General features: G+C 39.3%; 14 protein-coding genes. 8 read left to right on the forward strand and 6 right to left on the reverse strand.

From position 1 onward, the window contains the following. Positions 1 to 24: 24 nt before the first annotated feature. From HQQ94_RS04395 to HQQ94_RS04405, 3 genes are all read right to left on the reverse strand, one after another. Entirely contained in the window at positions 25 to 2,592 is a 2,568-nt protein-coding gene (locus HQQ94_RS04395; protein WP_173293270.1) for an Ig-like domain-containing protein, read from the reverse strand. Positions 2,593 to 2,672: 80 nt separating this feature from the next. Then, a complete protein-coding gene (yjgA, locus tag HQQ94_RS04400; protein WP_173293271.1) occupies positions 2,673 to 3,212 on the reverse strand; it encodes a ribosome biogenesis factor YjgA in 540 nt (179 codons plus the stop codon). A 167-nt stretch (positions 3,213 to 3,379) separates the two neighbouring features. After that, positions 3,380 to 4,249: a sulfurtransferase gene (locus HQQ94_RS04405; RefSeq protein WP_173293272.1), complete on the reverse strand. Its 870-nt coding sequence runs from the start codon at positions 4,247 to 4,249 to the stop codon at positions 3,380 to 3,382. Positions 4,250 to 5,228: 979 nt separating this feature from the next. Between HQQ94_RS04405 and HQQ94_RS04410 the strand changes: the two genes are divergently transcribed. The 6 genes from HQQ94_RS04410 to HQQ94_RS04435 all read left to right on the forward strand — a co-directional run bounded on the left by HQQ94_RS04410 (position 5,229) and on the right by HQQ94_RS04435 (position 10,669). Then, positions 5,229 to 5,426 (forward strand): hypothetical protein, encoded by a 198-nt coding sequence (locus HQQ94_RS04410; protein WP_173293273.1) that lies wholly within the window; start codon positions 5,229 to 5,231, stop codon positions 5,424 to 5,426. A gap of 173 nt (positions 5,427 to 5,599) precedes the next feature. Further along, on the forward strand, positions 5,600 to 6,898 hold the full coding sequence (locus tag HQQ94_RS04415; RefSeq protein ID WP_173293274.1) for a hypothetical protein: 1,299 nt from the start codon (positions 5,600 to 5,602) through the stop codon (positions 6,896 to 6,898). Positions 6,899 to 7,292: 394 nt separating this feature from the next. Further along, the gene (locus tag HQQ94_RS04420; RefSeq protein ID WP_173293275.1) at positions 7,293 to 7,472 is read left to right on the forward strand and encodes a hypothetical protein; all 180 of its coding nucleotides are present in this window, start codon (positions 7,293 to 7,295) and stop codon (positions 7,470 to 7,472) included. A 491-nt stretch (positions 7,473 to 7,963) separates the two neighbouring features. Further along, positions 7,964 to 8,194: a hypothetical protein gene (locus HQQ94_RS04425; protein ID WP_173293276.1), complete on the forward strand. Its 231-nt coding sequence runs from the start codon at positions 7,964 to 7,966 to the stop codon at positions 8,192 to 8,194. Positions 8,195 to 8,719: 525 nt separating this feature from the next. Next, positions 8,720 to 9,973: an MFS transporter gene (locus HQQ94_RS04430; RefSeq protein ID WP_173293277.1), complete on the forward strand. Its 1,254-nt coding sequence runs from the start codon at positions 8,720 to 8,722 to the stop codon at positions 9,971 to 9,973. 183 nt (positions 9,974 to 10,156) lie between these two features. Next, positions 10,157 to 10,669 carry a superoxide dismutase family protein gene (locus HQQ94_RS04435; protein WP_217274120.1) on the forward strand — a complete coding sequence of 171 codons (513 nt, stop codon included), beginning with the start codon at positions 10,157 to 10,159 and terminating at the stop codon, positions 10,667 to 10,669. 106 nt (positions 10,670 to 10,775) lie between these two features. On the opposite strand, the gene HQQ94_RS04440 is transcribed toward HQQ94_RS04435, so the two are convergent. Continuing rightward, positions 10,776 to 11,684, reverse strand: a complete 909-nt coding sequence (locus HQQ94_RS04440; protein ID WP_173293279.1) for a DMT family transporter — start codon at positions 11,682 to 11,684, stop codon at positions 10,776 to 10,778. 124 nt (positions 11,685 to 11,808) lie between these two features. Here HQQ94_RS04440 and HQQ94_RS04445 point away from each other — a divergent pair, with 124 nt between their 5' ends. Then, entirely contained in the window at positions 11,809 to 12,318 is a 510-nt protein-coding gene (locus tag HQQ94_RS04445; RefSeq protein ID WP_173293280.1) for a MarR family winged helix-turn-helix transcriptional regulator, read from the forward strand. Between the two features lie 119 nt (positions 12,319 to 12,437). Here HQQ94_RS04445 and HQQ94_RS04450 read toward each other — a convergent pair whose 3' ends face one another. Next, positions 12,438 to 12,986, reverse strand: coding sequence for a disulfide bond formation protein B (locus tag HQQ94_RS04450; RefSeq protein WP_173293281.1), 549 nt, complete (start codon positions 12,984 to 12,986; stop codon positions 12,438 to 12,440). A gap of 10 nt (positions 12,987 to 12,996) precedes the next feature. Continuing rightward, entirely contained in the window at positions 12,997 to 13,158 is a 162-nt protein-coding gene (locus HQQ94_RS22455; protein WP_309247234.1) for a DUF5993 family protein, read from the reverse strand. A gap of 348 nt (positions 13,159 to 13,506) precedes the next feature. Here HQQ94_RS22455 and HQQ94_RS04455 point away from each other — a divergent pair, with 348 nt between their 5' ends. Continuing rightward, positions 13,507 to 15,588, forward strand: coding sequence for an alkyl/aryl-sulfatase (locus tag HQQ94_RS04455; RefSeq protein ID WP_173293282.1), 2,082 nt, complete (start codon positions 13,507 to 13,509; stop codon positions 15,586 to 15,588). Positions 15,589 to 15,727 lie beyond the last annotated feature (139 nt).

The raw sequence follows: 15,727 nt of genomic DNA on the forward strand, positions 1-15,727 counted from the left end.
CCGCCAAAATCATAAATTCAGGTATCAAGTACCGGTTAATTCAACAGTGAGTACCACGCTTGATTTAACCTCATTTGGCGTGATTAACTCAATGGTGATGTTGCTTGCCTGTGATGGTTCTCCAGTACTTGTCGGGTCGATATTATTGGTTAAGGTAAAGACAGTTGTGCTACCACAGGTGTCAGATATGTTGGCAAGGCAATCGCTCTTACCACTGATGGTGTTTTTCACCGAATAAGGTGAAAAATCTAATGTACCGTTATTAATCGATACACTCAGATTTGAATTTGCAGGCATGATCTGACCTGCACTATCGAAAAACTGTACACTAAACCCAGAGGACGCCCCTGCAGCAATGGCGCTGAGCGTTATGTTTGTACCATCAGTGCTATCAAACACTTTAGTATTGCCTTGTTTAATAATAAAACGTGCGGTTGAACCTGACATCACCATGACTAATGCTTTACGAATATAGATTTTATTAGCCTGATCTTTGCCACATAGACTACCTTCACACTGTGGTCCGTTAAATAGTGAGTCGCGTGAGCCGTAGGTTGTGTTTGCTTGTGTATTGAAGTATCTCTCACCTGCATCAAAGGTAAAGTTTTCATTGTCATCGCGGAAAGCGTCAGGTAAATCGTTAAAACCATTAGCAACATAGGTTTCTATATCCATACCATTCCCACTGCATGTTTGTAGTATACCGTTAACCGTTAAACAAGCATCGACGGCGGCACCATCGCTCTCATCAAAAATATTATTGCCATTCGTATCAAAAAAGGTCTCATGGCCTAATGCATAAGCAAGGATAGTGATACGGTGATCTGTAACCCTTGGATTAGCGGATGTCCAAACCACAGAACACATGCCGTTGACCATGGTGCAATTAGATTCAATTTGACCTCCTTCAGCGGTGAATTGCACGACAGTGTCATCGGGTGCTGGGTTACCAAAGTTATCTGATGCATAGGCAGTGATAGAAGTTGTTTCACCATTAGAGTCATTAGCTTCAGGATTAAACATTGCACTCGATATACTAAATCCTAACTGTTGTGGCAAACCCGTATTGACAGTGAGTAGTTCAGACTGGGTTGTGATCGTTTTATTAGTACTGCTATCTTTTGCTGAAGCCACCACGCGTACTGGAGTTGGGACGGTACTTGAAAGTATCCGTACACTCACAATCCCTGCTGAATTGGTTAGTCCTTCTGCTGTGCTAAGGCCATTGGCGAAGCTCAGACCGCCAACGACTGTGTCCAAGCTAAAATTGACCTCTTGTTGCGCTGTCGGTTGACCATTGGCACTGGTGACTTTAAACGTCACGAGTGAAGATTCTGTGCTGTCAGTGCCACCAGCACCTTTAATGCGGATATTGGTCGGTTCGGCAGAGACAAAGCTGATATTAGCCAGTGTTTGGCGCTCTAAGGTGAAAAGAAGGTTGGCGGTCAATGTTTGGTTTCCCGCTAAGGTGCTTGCACTAATGATGTCATCCCGTTCACTATTGCCACTACAGCTGGTATCTTGGAATGTCGATCTCGCGTCTCCAGAAAGTGTTGTCACTGGAGTGTCGATACTGGCATTACTACTGCTGACACAATCAGAACTAAAGCTGATGGATGAAGGTGTTTGAACTCGAGTGATTGTCCCATCGTTAGCTTGACTGATGAGTGTTGCTGTGACACCTAAATTACCTCCTGCACTGATGATGTACTTGCCATCTGTTAGTGCAAGTGTGGTGGCTAATTGACCTTCGATAAATTGATTATCTTCACCGAAGTGACCCAATTTTAGTACGCCATCACCACCTATAGCATCGATAGACAGTACCTCATATAGGCTGTTACTTTGAAAGCTTTGACCTTGATATGTCAGTGCAACATTAAGATTCGTTGCCCCAAGTTCGCTCTCTGTGGGGGTAAAGCTGATCTGAGCTATGCCTTGTTCATTAGTCAGTGCAGTATCAGGGGTGAGTGTGGCGCTGCCTGCAGTAAATGTCGTGAGTTGTCCTGCTATTCCGATGCTTGATGCGTCTAAAAATTGTGCTTGGAGTTGCACGGTTTCATCCACTTTAAATTGGGTGACTGTGATTGCACCTAGCTGGATACTTGCACTGATTTTAGCAACATTTGTAGAGGATGTTCCGCCACTATCAACAAATTCATAATTACGGTTGGCGGTAATAAGATTATTCTCATCAGCTTGAGTATCGAATTCTGCTGTTACGGTCCCAGCACCTTGAGTGTCAGCATCTGGGGCAAGAATGACTTCGGCAAGACCGCTTGAATTAGTGAGTTTCGTTGTCGGAGATATTGTGCCTAGACTGGCACTGAAATTGATTAAGCCGCCACAGCGTGATCTGCCACCTTGAGTTAACTTGGCTACAGCACAGATACTCACATTGCTTGGAAAACTAAGAGCACTGGTTGTGTCGGTACATTGGCCATTAACTAGGTTTTTATAACTTAGCGATATGGCATATTCTCCCGTAGTTTCTTCACAGCTGGTATCATCTGAAGAACCGTTACAGCCCCCAAGAAAACTAAGGGCGATAAGGGTAATAGGGAGAGCAAGAGCCGTTTTTATCAGTCGCATCAGCAACATCCTTGTGACGTAAACTCATGTAAGTATTAGAGTATAGGTCTTATTTCAAGAATTTTGTGACAAAAAATAAATTATTCAGCGATTTCTGTACGTAAATACTTTACCAGCTCTACTGCAGCTTTAGAGGCTTGGTCAGGTGTTTTTGCCAATTCCTTGTTAGATTGACGAATAAGTTGGCGCAACTTTTGTCTTTCTAAAACAGGGTATTTTTCAACTAGCGCTTGAACTGCGCTATCACCTTCTGTAAGCAATTGATCTTTTAGCTTTTCAGCGACGTTTTGCTTAGCACTTTCATTACTGTTTTGATTTAATACGTTTTTGATTTCTAGTTGTAACGCTTCGATATCAATATTGCGCATTAATTTACCAATAAACTGTAATTGGCGACGGTACGCCTCAGTATTGATTTTTATTATTTTAGTTTTTAGTACATTGTCATATATCAGTTCATCAAGTTCTAATTTGATTAACTGACTTTTACTGAGTGAAACAAGTTTCACCCCCAGTTCTTGGTAAACGGCTATTTCACGTTTGGCTTCGGCTCTACTGACATAATCTTCATCATGATCAAAGGGCTGTTTAAAATGTTCTGAGTCACCGACTATATTCATAAAAAAATTCTCTAAAAAACACTAGAGTAATAATAACATTTTAGGAGGAAATCACCTATTTCTTCATTTTTTATTTATGCCATGGTGATGGTTTTATGGTGATGGTCAAAGCCATAAACCAGCCGATATTTAAGGGGCATTCGGTTTTACAAAGTGAGTGACTTTTCTTACCACTCTACTGGCAGTGTATGATCACTACCCCATTCGGCCCAAGAACCGTCGTAGAGTACATTGTGATGATAACCAGACTCAACAGAGGCTAAGATTAAAATACAGGCGGTGATCCCAGAGCCGCAACTAAATATACGCTGAACATCTTGCTCTTTGATTAACCTGATAAAAATGTGTTTCAATTCCTCCGTCGTTTTTAGGCGGTGTCCTTGTAAAACTTGAGAGAAAGGTAGGTTAATGGAATTGGGAATATGCCCACAACGTACACCTTTCCTAGGCTCAGAAGACTGCCCTAAAAAACGCTCCGCTCCACGGGCATCGAAAATATTTATTTGATCATTAGTCAATTGATCAAGTAAATAGGCTGAATCACACACCCATGCATGCTGCATTTTTACCTGACTTTTGTTTGCATGCCTTAAAGATAAAGCTGGAGTAGCAACAGGTAAAAAACGATTTGTTGTTGCTCTGCCTTCAGCTAACCATTGGGGTAATCCACCGTCGAGTACATAAACATGACCAAACCCCATAGTCTTGAAAATCCACCATGCTCTTGGTGATGAGTAAATACCTTGATTATCATAAATAACCACTAAGCTTTTCTGAGTAATTCCTAATTCAGAGATAATATTGACAAATTGATCTGCTGTAGGAAATGCGTTGTTTTGAGACGATGTCAGATCACAAAGTTCATTTTCAAGATCTAGCTTCTGTGCTCCACAAATGCAGCTAAAGGTCTCATAGAGGAGTGGTTTTTTACCGACAATCTTACTCATACTGGCATCTAATAGGATCAGTTCTTTATTATCTAAATGTTGTTCGAGCCATGTTGTCGTGACCATTGGGGAATTGGGCTGTAACGTCATTAAATTATCCTCTTTGTAGCCGTATTTATACCTGCTCGTAAAGTAAACGTTACTCTTCGATTTGGCTCTGACTGTATGTTTTTATCATCGCTTTCTTGCTGGAGAAAAAGTGATTAGCATATAGCGAGCTGATCTCTTATCTTCTGTTACTTATTCAGGTTCACTTATGAGTTGAATCCAAGAAGTATTAGATATGAAACACTTTTCTTGTTAAAGCAAGATAGTAATGAACATTTATATGATGATGTGAGTCGTTACTCTAAAGTATTTTTGCCCCAAAATCATCTAGCCTTCGAATGAAGATTGATTACATTTTTTGTGAGCTTCCGGCTGAGTTGGTATTTGGAAATGTGTTTAAAAACTTCACTTACATTGCTACCTATTGCCTGCCGCAGGCTTAAGTGCAGATACTTCTGTGAGACGCCGCAAGCACTTCCGTGTGGGCTCTGCCAAAACGTCCTTGTTTTGGAAGCTCACAGCCGTATCTACACCCGTTATTTCAAGCAAGCGTGTCTCTTCGATTGAGCTTAATTGTTCGTTTGTGGTTGTTCGTTTTCTAAATCGTTTGTGCCCCTTTATCCGTTTCGTAATTCAAAAGGTAAATGGGGCAAGTAAAGCTTTGGCTATAGAAAAGCTAATGCTAAAAGGCTTTTGTGTAGTCTATAACGTTATGCCGGTCCCATCTCTTTCCCGTTATTTCAAGCAAACGAGTCTCTTCGATTGAACTTTATTTGTGATTTATCTAGCAGAATGCTTAAGACAGTCCATAAGGCTTATGGACATATTCTAACCACGAGGATATGTTAAAAATAATTAAATAAAAACTTGGACAATGATAATCCAAGACGGTAGCTAACTGAAATCTTTGCAGCACTTCTAGGTTGAATGTGATTTTGAATAAGGGTGGATCGCATAAAAGATAAAAAATATTCCTGTCCTGCCTTTTATTTTTTAATACTACTGTTTAAAAGGAAGCAACATGAACGCACTTACTGGAGTTCTCGTCGAAGCACATAATAAGGGTATAGACATAGAAGTACTTACCAAAACTGTTTCTGGCGGGTTAATGGGCCTTGAAATATATGCCCCGGCTAGCGCGGAGCAAAAACCCAAAGAAGTTGATTCACTAAAAAGTGCATTAAGTGAAGCTCAAAGGTTAATCGCAATAAAAGCCTAACAAAACGGTCAATGAACGCCTTGAAGTGGCATAGTTAATTTGGCCACCTAAATAGAGGTGTTGTAATGTCAACGTCATAAAAGCTTTCGTTTGCTCGTTTCACAGGTGATACGAGACAAGTGATAAACGCGCAACGCACAAATACTAAGACGTAAACCACCTAGGAGGATGAAATGGCATCTCCATTATCAGATCTTGATGAACTTGTTTTAAAATGTCGAGATCAAAAGGCTAAGAATTATATAAGAGAATCTGTTATCTGCTATAAAGCAGGCGCTTTTCGATCTGCAATCGTATCAACATGGATTGCAGTGTCTTTTGATATCTTAGATAAATTAAAAGAGTTATCACTTGCTGGGGATCAAGAAGCTAAAAAACAGATTGAAAACTTTGAAAAGGCGAGAAGAATCGGCGATATTGCAAACTCCTTAAAGTTTGAAAGAGAGATCATAGCCGTTTGTAGAGATAAATTTGAATTAATATCACCTGTAGAGTTTATCGACTTAGATCGATTACAAGAAGATAGAAATAGATGTGCTCATCCATCGATGACAGCAGATGGCGAGGTTTTCAATCCATCCGCTGAGCTGGCAAGAATGCACATAAGGTCAGCCGTGGAGCATTTACTTCAATATCCGCCCGCTCAAGGTAAATATGCACTAGATTCTTTAACCTCAGAAGTTGAATCAGAGTATTTTCCAATAGATATCAAAAAAGCTGTTATTGCATTTGAAAACAGCCCGCTAAAGAAAGCGAGAGAGAGCCTCATACGAAATTTCGTTGTTGTGCTTTTGAAAAAGCTGATAAATGACGCTGAGGATACCAAGGAAATACTCCGAATCTCAGCAGCCCTTAATGCTATAGATATAATTCATAGGCAGATATATAGAAGCACTCTAGGACTAAAATTATCAAACATAGTTCGGCCCTTAGGAGATCAACATATTGATCGAATTACCCTCTTAATTAGTTTTTTTGAAGATATTTGGTCATACTTGGATGTTGACCTCCAGCAAAAATTTCAATCCTATGTTGAATTTTTGCCTGAGGATCAACTCGAAAATATAGGTCTATTTTTGTCAATTTCAGATTTGCAAAAAACCGCAGAAAAGCGATTACAGGAGACTACTATCGTAGAATTAAGTAATTCCTCCTTTTATAGACCACCTCTACAAGTAAGTGATCGAATTATTGAGTTATATTCGGAATCACTGAACTTTGAACAAGCAAATGACTTTGCCTTAACAGTCATAAGGTATGTAGGTGATTACAGCAAAGATCAAATACAACAAATAATTAAGGCATGCAGCGAAAACGGACAAATAAGGTCTAGTTATGAGATAGGGACAGTAATCAACGCGCTCAGGAGAAATATTAATGTCGTTGATGAAGAACTGGATGGTTGGTTGATAGAGGTGGGTTTGAATAAATTCGCTAAATCAAAGAGGGAAAAGCCTGAGGTCGATGGTTAACAAGATTGGACAAATTTGTCGTAGAGCGCGACGTTATCGAGCATACGATTGCCATATATTTCCTAATCAAAGAGTCATCGGCTAGAGTCCAAGCCATAAACGATTTCTGTCCATAATAGTGTTAGCAACCAAGAATCAAAATCGAAGAAACCATGCTTTGCTTTTACAGAGGTGTGAACCCGGCTGTGACCTTCCGTGGCAAGGATGCCACGGTAGAGTCCACATGGATTGTGCTTGCGGCGTGTCACAGAAGTGTTTACACATAAGCCTGCTGCAAGCAATAAACACCAATGATGCTTTGGTTCATCAATAAGCCAATCAAACACTAAACCTGCCCAATGAACCCAAGCTAAAAAGATATTTAAAACTTGTTATCCGACAAGTTAACCCATTTTTGTCCAAAACCGCGTTAGCAATCATAAAATCTCAATCGAAGAAACAAGGCTTTGCTTTTAACAAAGGTGTAGATACGGCTGTGAGTTTCGGTTTCAAGGATGAAACCGTAAAGCGGCCATGGATGGCTTCACAGCGTCTCGCAGAAGTGTCTACACATAGGCCCACGGCAGGTGATTAATAAAATTTGAAACTTTGGCCATCAATAAGCCAATCAAACACCCAACCTGCCCAATGAACCCAACCAAAAGATATTTAAAACTTGTTATCCGACAAATTAACTCATTTTTGTCCAAAATCATCTTAGCCAATGGATGTATCTTTGCTCTGCGTTCAATCATTTTTCAGGCAATTCATAGCAGAGATAAATATCGTAAAACGGCTCCTTGTTAAAGCAAGATAGTAATGTCCCATCACTCTCCAAAGTAGAGATGTGAAGTCGTATTAGGTTAAATCTGTAATGAGAACTAAATGTGTACAATTATAAGGTTTTATCATTCTTTAGTGTTGTGCTTCACTATTTTAAGTGTATATTCATAAAAAATATGTTGCTTTCTTGGGGTGGGAGTCGCCCCTCCTTGTGAAGTCTCAGCACTTGGGTGTGAAGATATCTATTGGTCCTTCACAAATAGCGATCTAAAATCATTTAACAAAAATTGAAGGCGTTTTACTATGTTTGCAAACGAAGTTGATTGTAGGGTATATCCATATCACCCAGACTGTAGGGGTATTATTGATGTTGTAGAAGAAGGACATGAACTCCTCGGTGCTGGCAAGGATCAGGTTTTGGGATTGCTAGCCGACGATAAAGCTCAGATCATAAGTTTCATTACAACTCATGCTGATTCAGAACTTATATCTACACTTCATAGCTTGGTATTTTCTTTCGGGATTATTGGATAGATAGAACAATCATTGGCCGGTCTATGGGTCAGCTTGTTTTGGTTATTGGTTCTGTCGCAAACTAAAAATTTACAGCTATAAATTGAGAGAACGGACTTCCTCAAACACAACTCGGCTGCTAAAGAATAAAATTGTTCTTTATTCAGCCTAGTATGACATTGTCACACCTTACTTTTATGGTGTGATCTTTCGTCCTCGTAAATGCTCCTGATTTTATCAATATAGTGTCTATTAAACATGATGGTTACTGTGTGCATAACGACTTTAGTATTCAGTTAAGATAAGGGGTTAACATACTAAAAATACACATTAATTAGGCCAAGTGTGGACGTTATTGAGTGCTCAGTAATGGGCCGATTTTGCCACTGTGCTAGTTGAATTAAAAATACACTTCACAGAAGTATGCAGCTCAAGTAAAACGGTGTATTCTTGCTGCTGTGCAATTCAAAAATAGGTCTACATTTTTCACAGCTAAGTAGCGATTAAGTTTTGGCTTACCATTACTTTTTATAAAAAGGATTTTAATTGAATAAAAATATATTTCTATTATGGCAAGGTCAATTAATCAGTCAATTAGGTACTCAAGCTTATTTGATAGTAATGATGTTTTGGCTTATGGATAATACAGGCTTATCGGTATTGATGAGTCTAATGTTAACATTATCTATATTACCTAATTTATTTTTTGGCCCTATTGCTGGTGTCATCGCTGACCAATTCTCAAGAAAAAAAATAATAATAGTGACTGATCTGATTCGGGGTATGACTGTTCTTTTTTTATCTATAATGATTTTTAGCGAGTATGCTAATCAGACGTTAATTGTTGTGCTTTTTACGATAGTATCTTTTATTAATGGAATATCGAAGGCTTTCTTTCAACCTGCCATTGATGCATTTATTCCTGATCTTGTTGCTACTGAAAAGCTTTCTAAAACAGTTGCATTTTTTCAATCATCAACTCAATGTACAAATATAGTAGGTCAAGCAATTGGGGGAGTACTTTATCGTGTATTAGGTGCTCCAGTGTTACTTTTTTTAGATGCTATTTCTTATTTTATATCTGCTTTTAGTGAGTCATTTATTAAACATGATCCTAAATTTATTGAAAGAAAAGACAATGGGAAAATTGGATATGAACAACATAAATCACATCTAATCGATGGACTTAATTATGTTAAAGGTAATAAAGGTATGTTTCAAAGCATGCTCTTTGCGTCTTCTGTCAATTTTTTCATTGCTCCTATTATGTTGCTTTTACCATTTTATGTGACAGAGCAACTATTGGAAGGGTCACAATGGTATGGATTTTTATTAGCAGCTATGGCGTTTGGTAGTATTTTTGGGTATTGGATTTCAGCAAGAATAAATGTGGATGGTCATCGGCGATCTGCTGTAATGTTTGGCGCCATGATTTTGCTTTCGTGTGGTGTAATGTTACTTAGTTACAGTCTTTTACCTTACCTTTCATTTGTTGCTTTGTTTATCGTTGGATTAAGTTTCGGTATATTTAATCTCCAAGCAATGACATTGTTTCAAACAAAGACCCCTACGCAACTTCGTGGACGAGTGATGAGTCTTTTAATGACTATGTGTAGTGCACTATTACCTATAGGTTTAGTCGTTAGTGGTGGCTTGGGTGCTCTGACTAATAATGATACTCAATTTATTTTTAGCTTGTCTTCTGTCAGTATTTCGATACTGTCAATCATTACAACTTTCAATACAGATATTAAAAGCTTTATATTTAATGCTGAAGTAAGCGATGTGTGTGTTGCTTAATGAATCATGGGTGAGCTTGTGTGCTAAATAGATAACGATTTAACGTGATAGCTAAATCTGCTCTACTCTTTTTAAATTACCCTACTTAATCTCAAAATTAGATTAGGACGTTCGTTATTAATCATGTTTGCTGGGTTTTATTTCATGTTATAAATACACCAATTCTAATCAGGGTATTTTATGATGAATAAACTTTTACTTACCACTTTATTGTTAGCGTCAACTGGTCTTAGTGCAGAAAATCTTTCTGTTAACATGAAAGATTTAAATTCAGGCGAAATAGTTGGCCGTATATTGATAGCACAAAGTGACTACGGTGTAGTTTTTACTCCACAGTTATCAGGTTTACCAGCAGGTTTGCATGGGTTTCATGTACATGTAAACCCATCGTGTGAGACTTCAGAAAAAAATAATCAAACAATTTTAGGTGGCGCAGCGGGGGGGCATTATGATCCTACTAAAACAGGCCAACATGGATATCCATGGTCTAACAATAATCATTTAGGCGATTTACCTCCCTTGTACGTGGATATGAATGGCAATGCTGTACAGCCAGTATCTTCTCCTCGGATTAAGCTTACTGATTTATCAGGCCGAGCGTTAATGATACATGCTGGCGGTGATAATCATGCTGATCATCCCCAAGCATTAGGTGGCGGAGGTGCACGCTTGGTGTGTGGTGTTATTCAACCCTAGATCTCAGTAATAAGCTATAAAAGATATCCGCTATTCCTGAGTTCAGGTTAATAGGGTCAATGCACATATGATTGTTTAGAAAGTCATATGTGCATAAGCAAGTCATTTATCCCATTGTTGTTGAGGTATCGTATTTATTTTTAATCATTTTCTCTTTTATTATCAGTATTATTTGTGGCATCAGCGAGGTTAAAATCATACTTGCCATCAATAGATATTGAGTGAGAGTGAAAGCTTCATTTAATAGCAACATGCCTGAAACTATCCCTGCTACTGGGTTAGCTATTCCACCAAAGGTAAAGTCTACTACGCTCATTCTTTGCAATAACCAAACATACAGACTGTAACCTAAGGCGGTATTGAGTAGTATTATCCATAGTAGTCCGGCGGCATTATTTTGGCTGAATTCGTCAACTACTTTTATGTAAGCGGCCGGTGAATAAAAAGAGTGACATAAAACCGCTATTGAAAGTAAGCTGCCACCTATGATTAATTGCCAGCTTAAAATTGTCCACCAATGGAGGCGATCGCCTAAAGATTTAGTGATGCGACTGCCGATAATAATGCACATTATGGCAGCTAGCATAGCGAGTAAGCCTATAAGATTGAGAGAGATTGAGCTGGGATCAAATAAAAACCAAGCCAGTACAATTAATAGACCTGCAAAAAAAGCCTGCACTGGATTAGGCTTACCCCCGCTGACAGCCCAATGAAAGAGCATGGCAAAAACTGGAACACAGAGCATACCCACACCTGAGATTGCAGCTGGTAATGTCTGGGCCATGATAAAAATAAAGCTAAAGAAAGCGGCAATATTAATGGCGCCAAGACGACATAATACCCACCAGTCCTGTTTTTTCAGAAAAGTGGGTTTAATAGCAAATAGCAGCAATCCAGCAGGTAATGCACGTAGTGCGCCCAATAATAAAGGAGGCCAATCAGTTAACGAAAACTGGCTGACAGCGTATGTGGTACCCCAGAAAAAAGCAGGGATCATGGCAAGTAGAATATTCATTAATGTCTTATGTAAAGTATCTTCGCGTTAAGTTACTTTTAGTCTGCGCCAGATACTTGTTATTGTAAAGTATCTTTTTATCAAGTATCTTTTTATTAAGATTTTAATTGAAGATGAAATAATAATGCCTAACCATACACCAGAGGGTCTAGATAGCGTCGATAATGTCGTTGAGCAATGGGCTAAAGAGAAACCTCAACTTGACACTTTATCAATGGCTTCAATGGGACGATTAGCACGATTATCTAAGCACTTAGAGCAGGGAATCGCGGTTTGTCATAACGAACATGAATTAAAAGCTGGAGAGTTCGATGTATTGGCTACATTGCGTCGCTCTGGTGGTGACTATTGCTTAACTCCTTCAGCATTACTTGCTTCTATGATGTTAACATCAGGTGCGATGACTCATCGCTTAGATAGGCTTGAATCTAAAGCTTTAATTGTGAGAGTACACAGTAAACAAGATCGTCGTAGCGTATCTGTTGCACTCTCTGACTCGGGGCTAACTCTGATCGATAAGGTCATAGAATCTCATGTTGAGACGCAAAATAAGTTGATGGGAGCCTTAACTGATGTCGATAAATTTCATTTAAATCAGCTGTTGAAAAAATGTCTATTTCAGTTTGAAAGGTAATTTTTTGACTCGTCATAACAGATAAAGAAACGATAAGAGAATGAGATGAGCATTTAAACGTGCTCACCTCACTATATTGAATGTGTCCTTAACCTAATATTTATGATTGGGAGTTCAGCTTAGCTAAATAACCAGTAGCTGACGGGATTTGCAGGACATTCAAACGGGCCACATTCTGCAAATGTACTGAGTACATTGAGTAATGTGATTGCCAGTGTTATGACCACGGCAAACTTACTCAACAAGGGCATTTTTGCAAGTGAAAGATATTTAACATCTTGGTACTGAGATGAAAATGAGAGCATGATACTGGTGCCTAAAATCACCAGTGAAAAGCTAATAAAGGCCCAAGTATAGAAATGGTATGATAAAAAAGGGTCACCGTAAAATGGCGTACCGGGGATCACATGTAAAGCGACTTGCCTTAATGCAACAGCAGCGCCAAACAGAGCTCCTAATAGCATAAAACTATAATGTAGACTTCTTGGGCCGTAAATAATATTACAGAGCAAGCCAAATAAAACGGCGATAAATCCGACTCGCTGTAGCAAGCATAATGGACAAGGCAGCTCAGCATTGATGAATTGAGAATAAAAGGCAAATGCTAAGACCAAAGAAATAGCAATTGCGCCGAGTGCATTGAGTTGACGGGCAAGTGATTCAGTCATATTGGCCTCCCTAGAGTAAAATCATTAATGTATCTGTGGCGTGGTGTGAGAACCAAAACAGGCTCACTATTAGCGACATTATAAAGCTATAACAAGACAGCGTTCGCTTGCCTTTTAATGCAAAAAGCATAGTGATTAAATATAAAAAAAAGAGTAAAGCCATCATATCCATTTCTCCTTAACGATTAGCTTTATATCGCGTGTTGATAAGCCTTAATTATTACACTTCTTATTTATGATTGCATTTTCTTTGCGAGGGCATCGTTACTTTGGTTGCCATTTAATTTCTAATGTTAACTCGCTGCGGATGTGTTTATAAAACATTTGTTAAGGGTAATTTTTTTGATGTGAATTGAGCGTGACATTGGTGTTTATGGAAGTCGGTGGCAAAAATGAGCTTGTGAAATGAAATATATCTATTGCAGTAAGTCATTAACAATCTGTTAGTGGGAAATGACAACCTTATTTATGTTAATTTATACCATCTTTAGTTCGCTAATTGTTTTTAAGGTTTGTTTTTATGTTTAATTTACGTTTGTCCACTGCAAACAGTACCAGTCTACATTGTAAGGCTAGTTTTACATTGGTACAGAGAAAGTTTGATACTCAGTGTCGTTTTTCTCTGCTCTGTGCGGTGAGCTTATTGTTGGTGGCTTGTACGCCAGAAAGTTCGATATCTGCGACTGAAGGTGGTGTCTCTATTGTAGATGCTCACGGTTTTTCGTCAGCATCAGATCACACTATTGAGGTGAACCGTCAGTTACTTAATCAGCTTCCATTTGATGATAAACAAGATTTTATTGATGCTAAGCGTGGTTTTATTGCCAGTCTTCCCGATTTGAAACTTACGTCCCCTGCAGGACGAACGATCTGGAATACGCCAGAATATGACTTTATTGGAGGAGAGTCACCCAAGAGCGTTAATCCAAGTTTGTGGCGCCAAGCCAGCCTTAACAATATTCAAGGTTTGTTCGAAGTGGCGAAGGGGATTTATCAGATCCGTGGTTTCGATCTGGCCAATATGACACTGATAGCGGGCAAAAGTGGTTGGATCATTGTTGACCCTCTGACAACGGCTGAAACGGCTCGTGCTGCTATTGATTTTGTCAATCAACAGTTAGGTGAAAAACCCATATCTGCCATTGTGTTTACTCATAGCCATATGGATCACTTTGGTGGCGTATTAGGTTTATTTAAGACCGCAGCAGAAGCAAAATTAACGACAATTGATATCGTCGCTCCAGCGGGGTTTATGCATGAAGCAACAAGTGAAAATGTTATGGCTGGCACTGCCATGACCCGCCGTGCTATGTATATGTATGGCAAACGTTTACCGCGAAGTGAACGGGGACATATCGATTCAGGTTTAGGTAAAGAGCCAGCCTTTGGTACTTTTAGCATTTTAGCGCCGACAATTTCGGTCGCCACCGATGAGTCACACATTATTGATGGGGTGCAATTTGATTTTCAAATCGTGTCCGGATCAGAAGCGCCTGCTGAGTTTACCTTTTACCTACCCGAGCAGCAGGCATATTGTGGTGCTGAATTGGTCTCTAAAACGATGCACAACCTTTATACGCTAAGAGGTGCGAAGGTCAGGGATGCTCTGCAGTGGAGCCGCTCAATTGACGATGCGTTAACACATCAAAAAGAGGCTAAGATATATTTTGGTAGTCATCATTGGCCTATTTGGGGACAGGATGCGATTAATGATTTTCTTGAGAAGCAACGAGATATCTATAAATATATTCACGATCAATCTGTACGTATGCTCAATGCTGGATTGACGGCCAATGAAATTGCTGAGCAATTAATACTTCCACCCTCATTATCAAACACATTCTCTATTCGAGGCTACTACGGTACGGTCAAGCATAATGCTAAAGCAGTGTACCAAGCATATCTTGGCTGGTATGACGCGAATCCCGCTAATCTCGATCCGCTACCAGAGGAAAATGCCGCGATTAAGTATGTTGAGCTAATTGGGGGGGTCGACGCTGTGTTGCAGCATGCTGAGGCTGCCTATATAAAAGGAGATTACCGCTGGACAGCTGAGCTGTTAAATCATGCTGTGTTTGCAGACAGTGAAAATAAACAGGTTAAAACCTTATTGGCCAACACTTATGATCAGTTGGGATATCAAGCTGAATCGGCACCTTGGCGTGATGTTTATCTTTCTGCAGCGTATGAATTACGCCATGGTACACCCGATAAGGGCATGGATTTGGCTTCGATGAAACAAGTTTTACTGCACTCGCCGGTAGATAACTTCTTTCAATCCATGGCGTCACGAGTGATAGGCCCTGATGCTTTTGGTGAGGAGTTATTATTGAATATTTATTTTACAGATTTGAATGAAAACTATGTCTTAGAGTTGAAAAACTCGGTATTGCATCATAGTAAAGCGACTAAAGCCGCTGATGCCAATGCCACATTGAGCATTAGTCATGAACTCTTCATTGATATCATCATTGGCAGTGCGGGTGCTAAGGACATGCTATTTTCAGATGAGTTAACTATTGAAGGGAGTAAGCTAGATTTAGTTAACTTCTTTAGACTACTGGACAAACCAAAAGGGGTGTTTAATATCGTAACCCCATAAAAAAGTTGGCCTTAGAATAAAGTCCATATTTTGATTTTGTGACACTTTGCCTTGAAATCGAAGATCAAAACCGTATCTACATCGGTTATTTCAAGCAAGGTGTCTTTTCGATTTGATTGTATTTTTGAGTGACCGTAAT

The organism is Shewanella sp. VB17 (genome assembly GCF_013248905.1).
Lineage (GTDB): Bacteria > Pseudomonadota > Gammaproteobacteria > Enterobacterales > Shewanellaceae > Shewanella.

What these genes read in the sequence shown, in the direction of transcription:
- HQQ94_RS04425 (WP_173293276.1), top strand. Translation starts at nt 7,964, where the DNA reads ATGTTTGCAAACGAAGTTGATTGTAGGGTATATCCATATCACCCAGAC.
- HQQ94_RS04405 (WP_173293272.1), bottom strand. Translation starts at nt 4,249, where the DNA reads ATGACGTTACAGCCCAATTCCCCAATGGTCACGACAACATGGCTCGAA.
- HQQ94_RS04455 (WP_173293282.1), top strand. Translation starts at nt 13,507, where the DNA reads ATGTTTAATTTACGTTTGTCCACTGCAAACAGTACCAGTCTACATTGT.
- yjgA (WP_173293271.1), bottom strand. Translation starts at nt 3,212, where the DNA reads ATGAATATAGTCGGTGACTCAGAACATTTTAAACAGCCCTTTGATCAT.
- HQQ94_RS04450 (WP_173293281.1), bottom strand. Translation starts at nt 12,986, where the DNA reads ATGACTGAATCACTTGCCCGTCAACTCAATGCACTCGGCGCAATTGCT.
- HQQ94_RS04395 (WP_173293270.1), bottom strand. Translation starts at nt 2,592, where the DNA reads ATGCGACTGATAAAAACGGCTCTTGCTCTCCCTATTACCCTTATCGCC.
- HQQ94_RS22455 (WP_309247234.1), bottom strand. Translation starts at nt 13,158, where the DNA reads ATGGATATGATGGCTTTACTCTTTTTTTTATATTTAATCACTATGCTT.
- HQQ94_RS04435 (WP_217274120.1), top strand. Translation starts at nt 10,157, where the DNA reads ATGAATAAACTTTTACTTACCACTTTATTGTTAGCGTCAACTGGTCTT.
- HQQ94_RS04415 (WP_173293274.1), top strand. Translation starts at nt 5,600, where the DNA reads ATGGCATCTCCATTATCAGATCTTGATGAACTTGTTTTAAAATGTCGA.
- HQQ94_RS04440 (WP_173293279.1), bottom strand. Translation starts at nt 11,684, where the DNA reads ATGAATATTCTACTTGCCATGATCCCTGCTTTTTTCTGGGGTACCACA.
- HQQ94_RS04445 (WP_173293280.1), top strand. Translation starts at nt 11,809, where the DNA reads ATGCCTAACCATACACCAGAGGGTCTAGATAGCGTCGATAATGTCGTT.
- HQQ94_RS04410 (WP_173293273.1), top strand. Translation starts at nt 5,229, where the DNA reads ATGAACGCACTTACTGGAGTTCTCGTCGAAGCACATAATAAGGGTATA.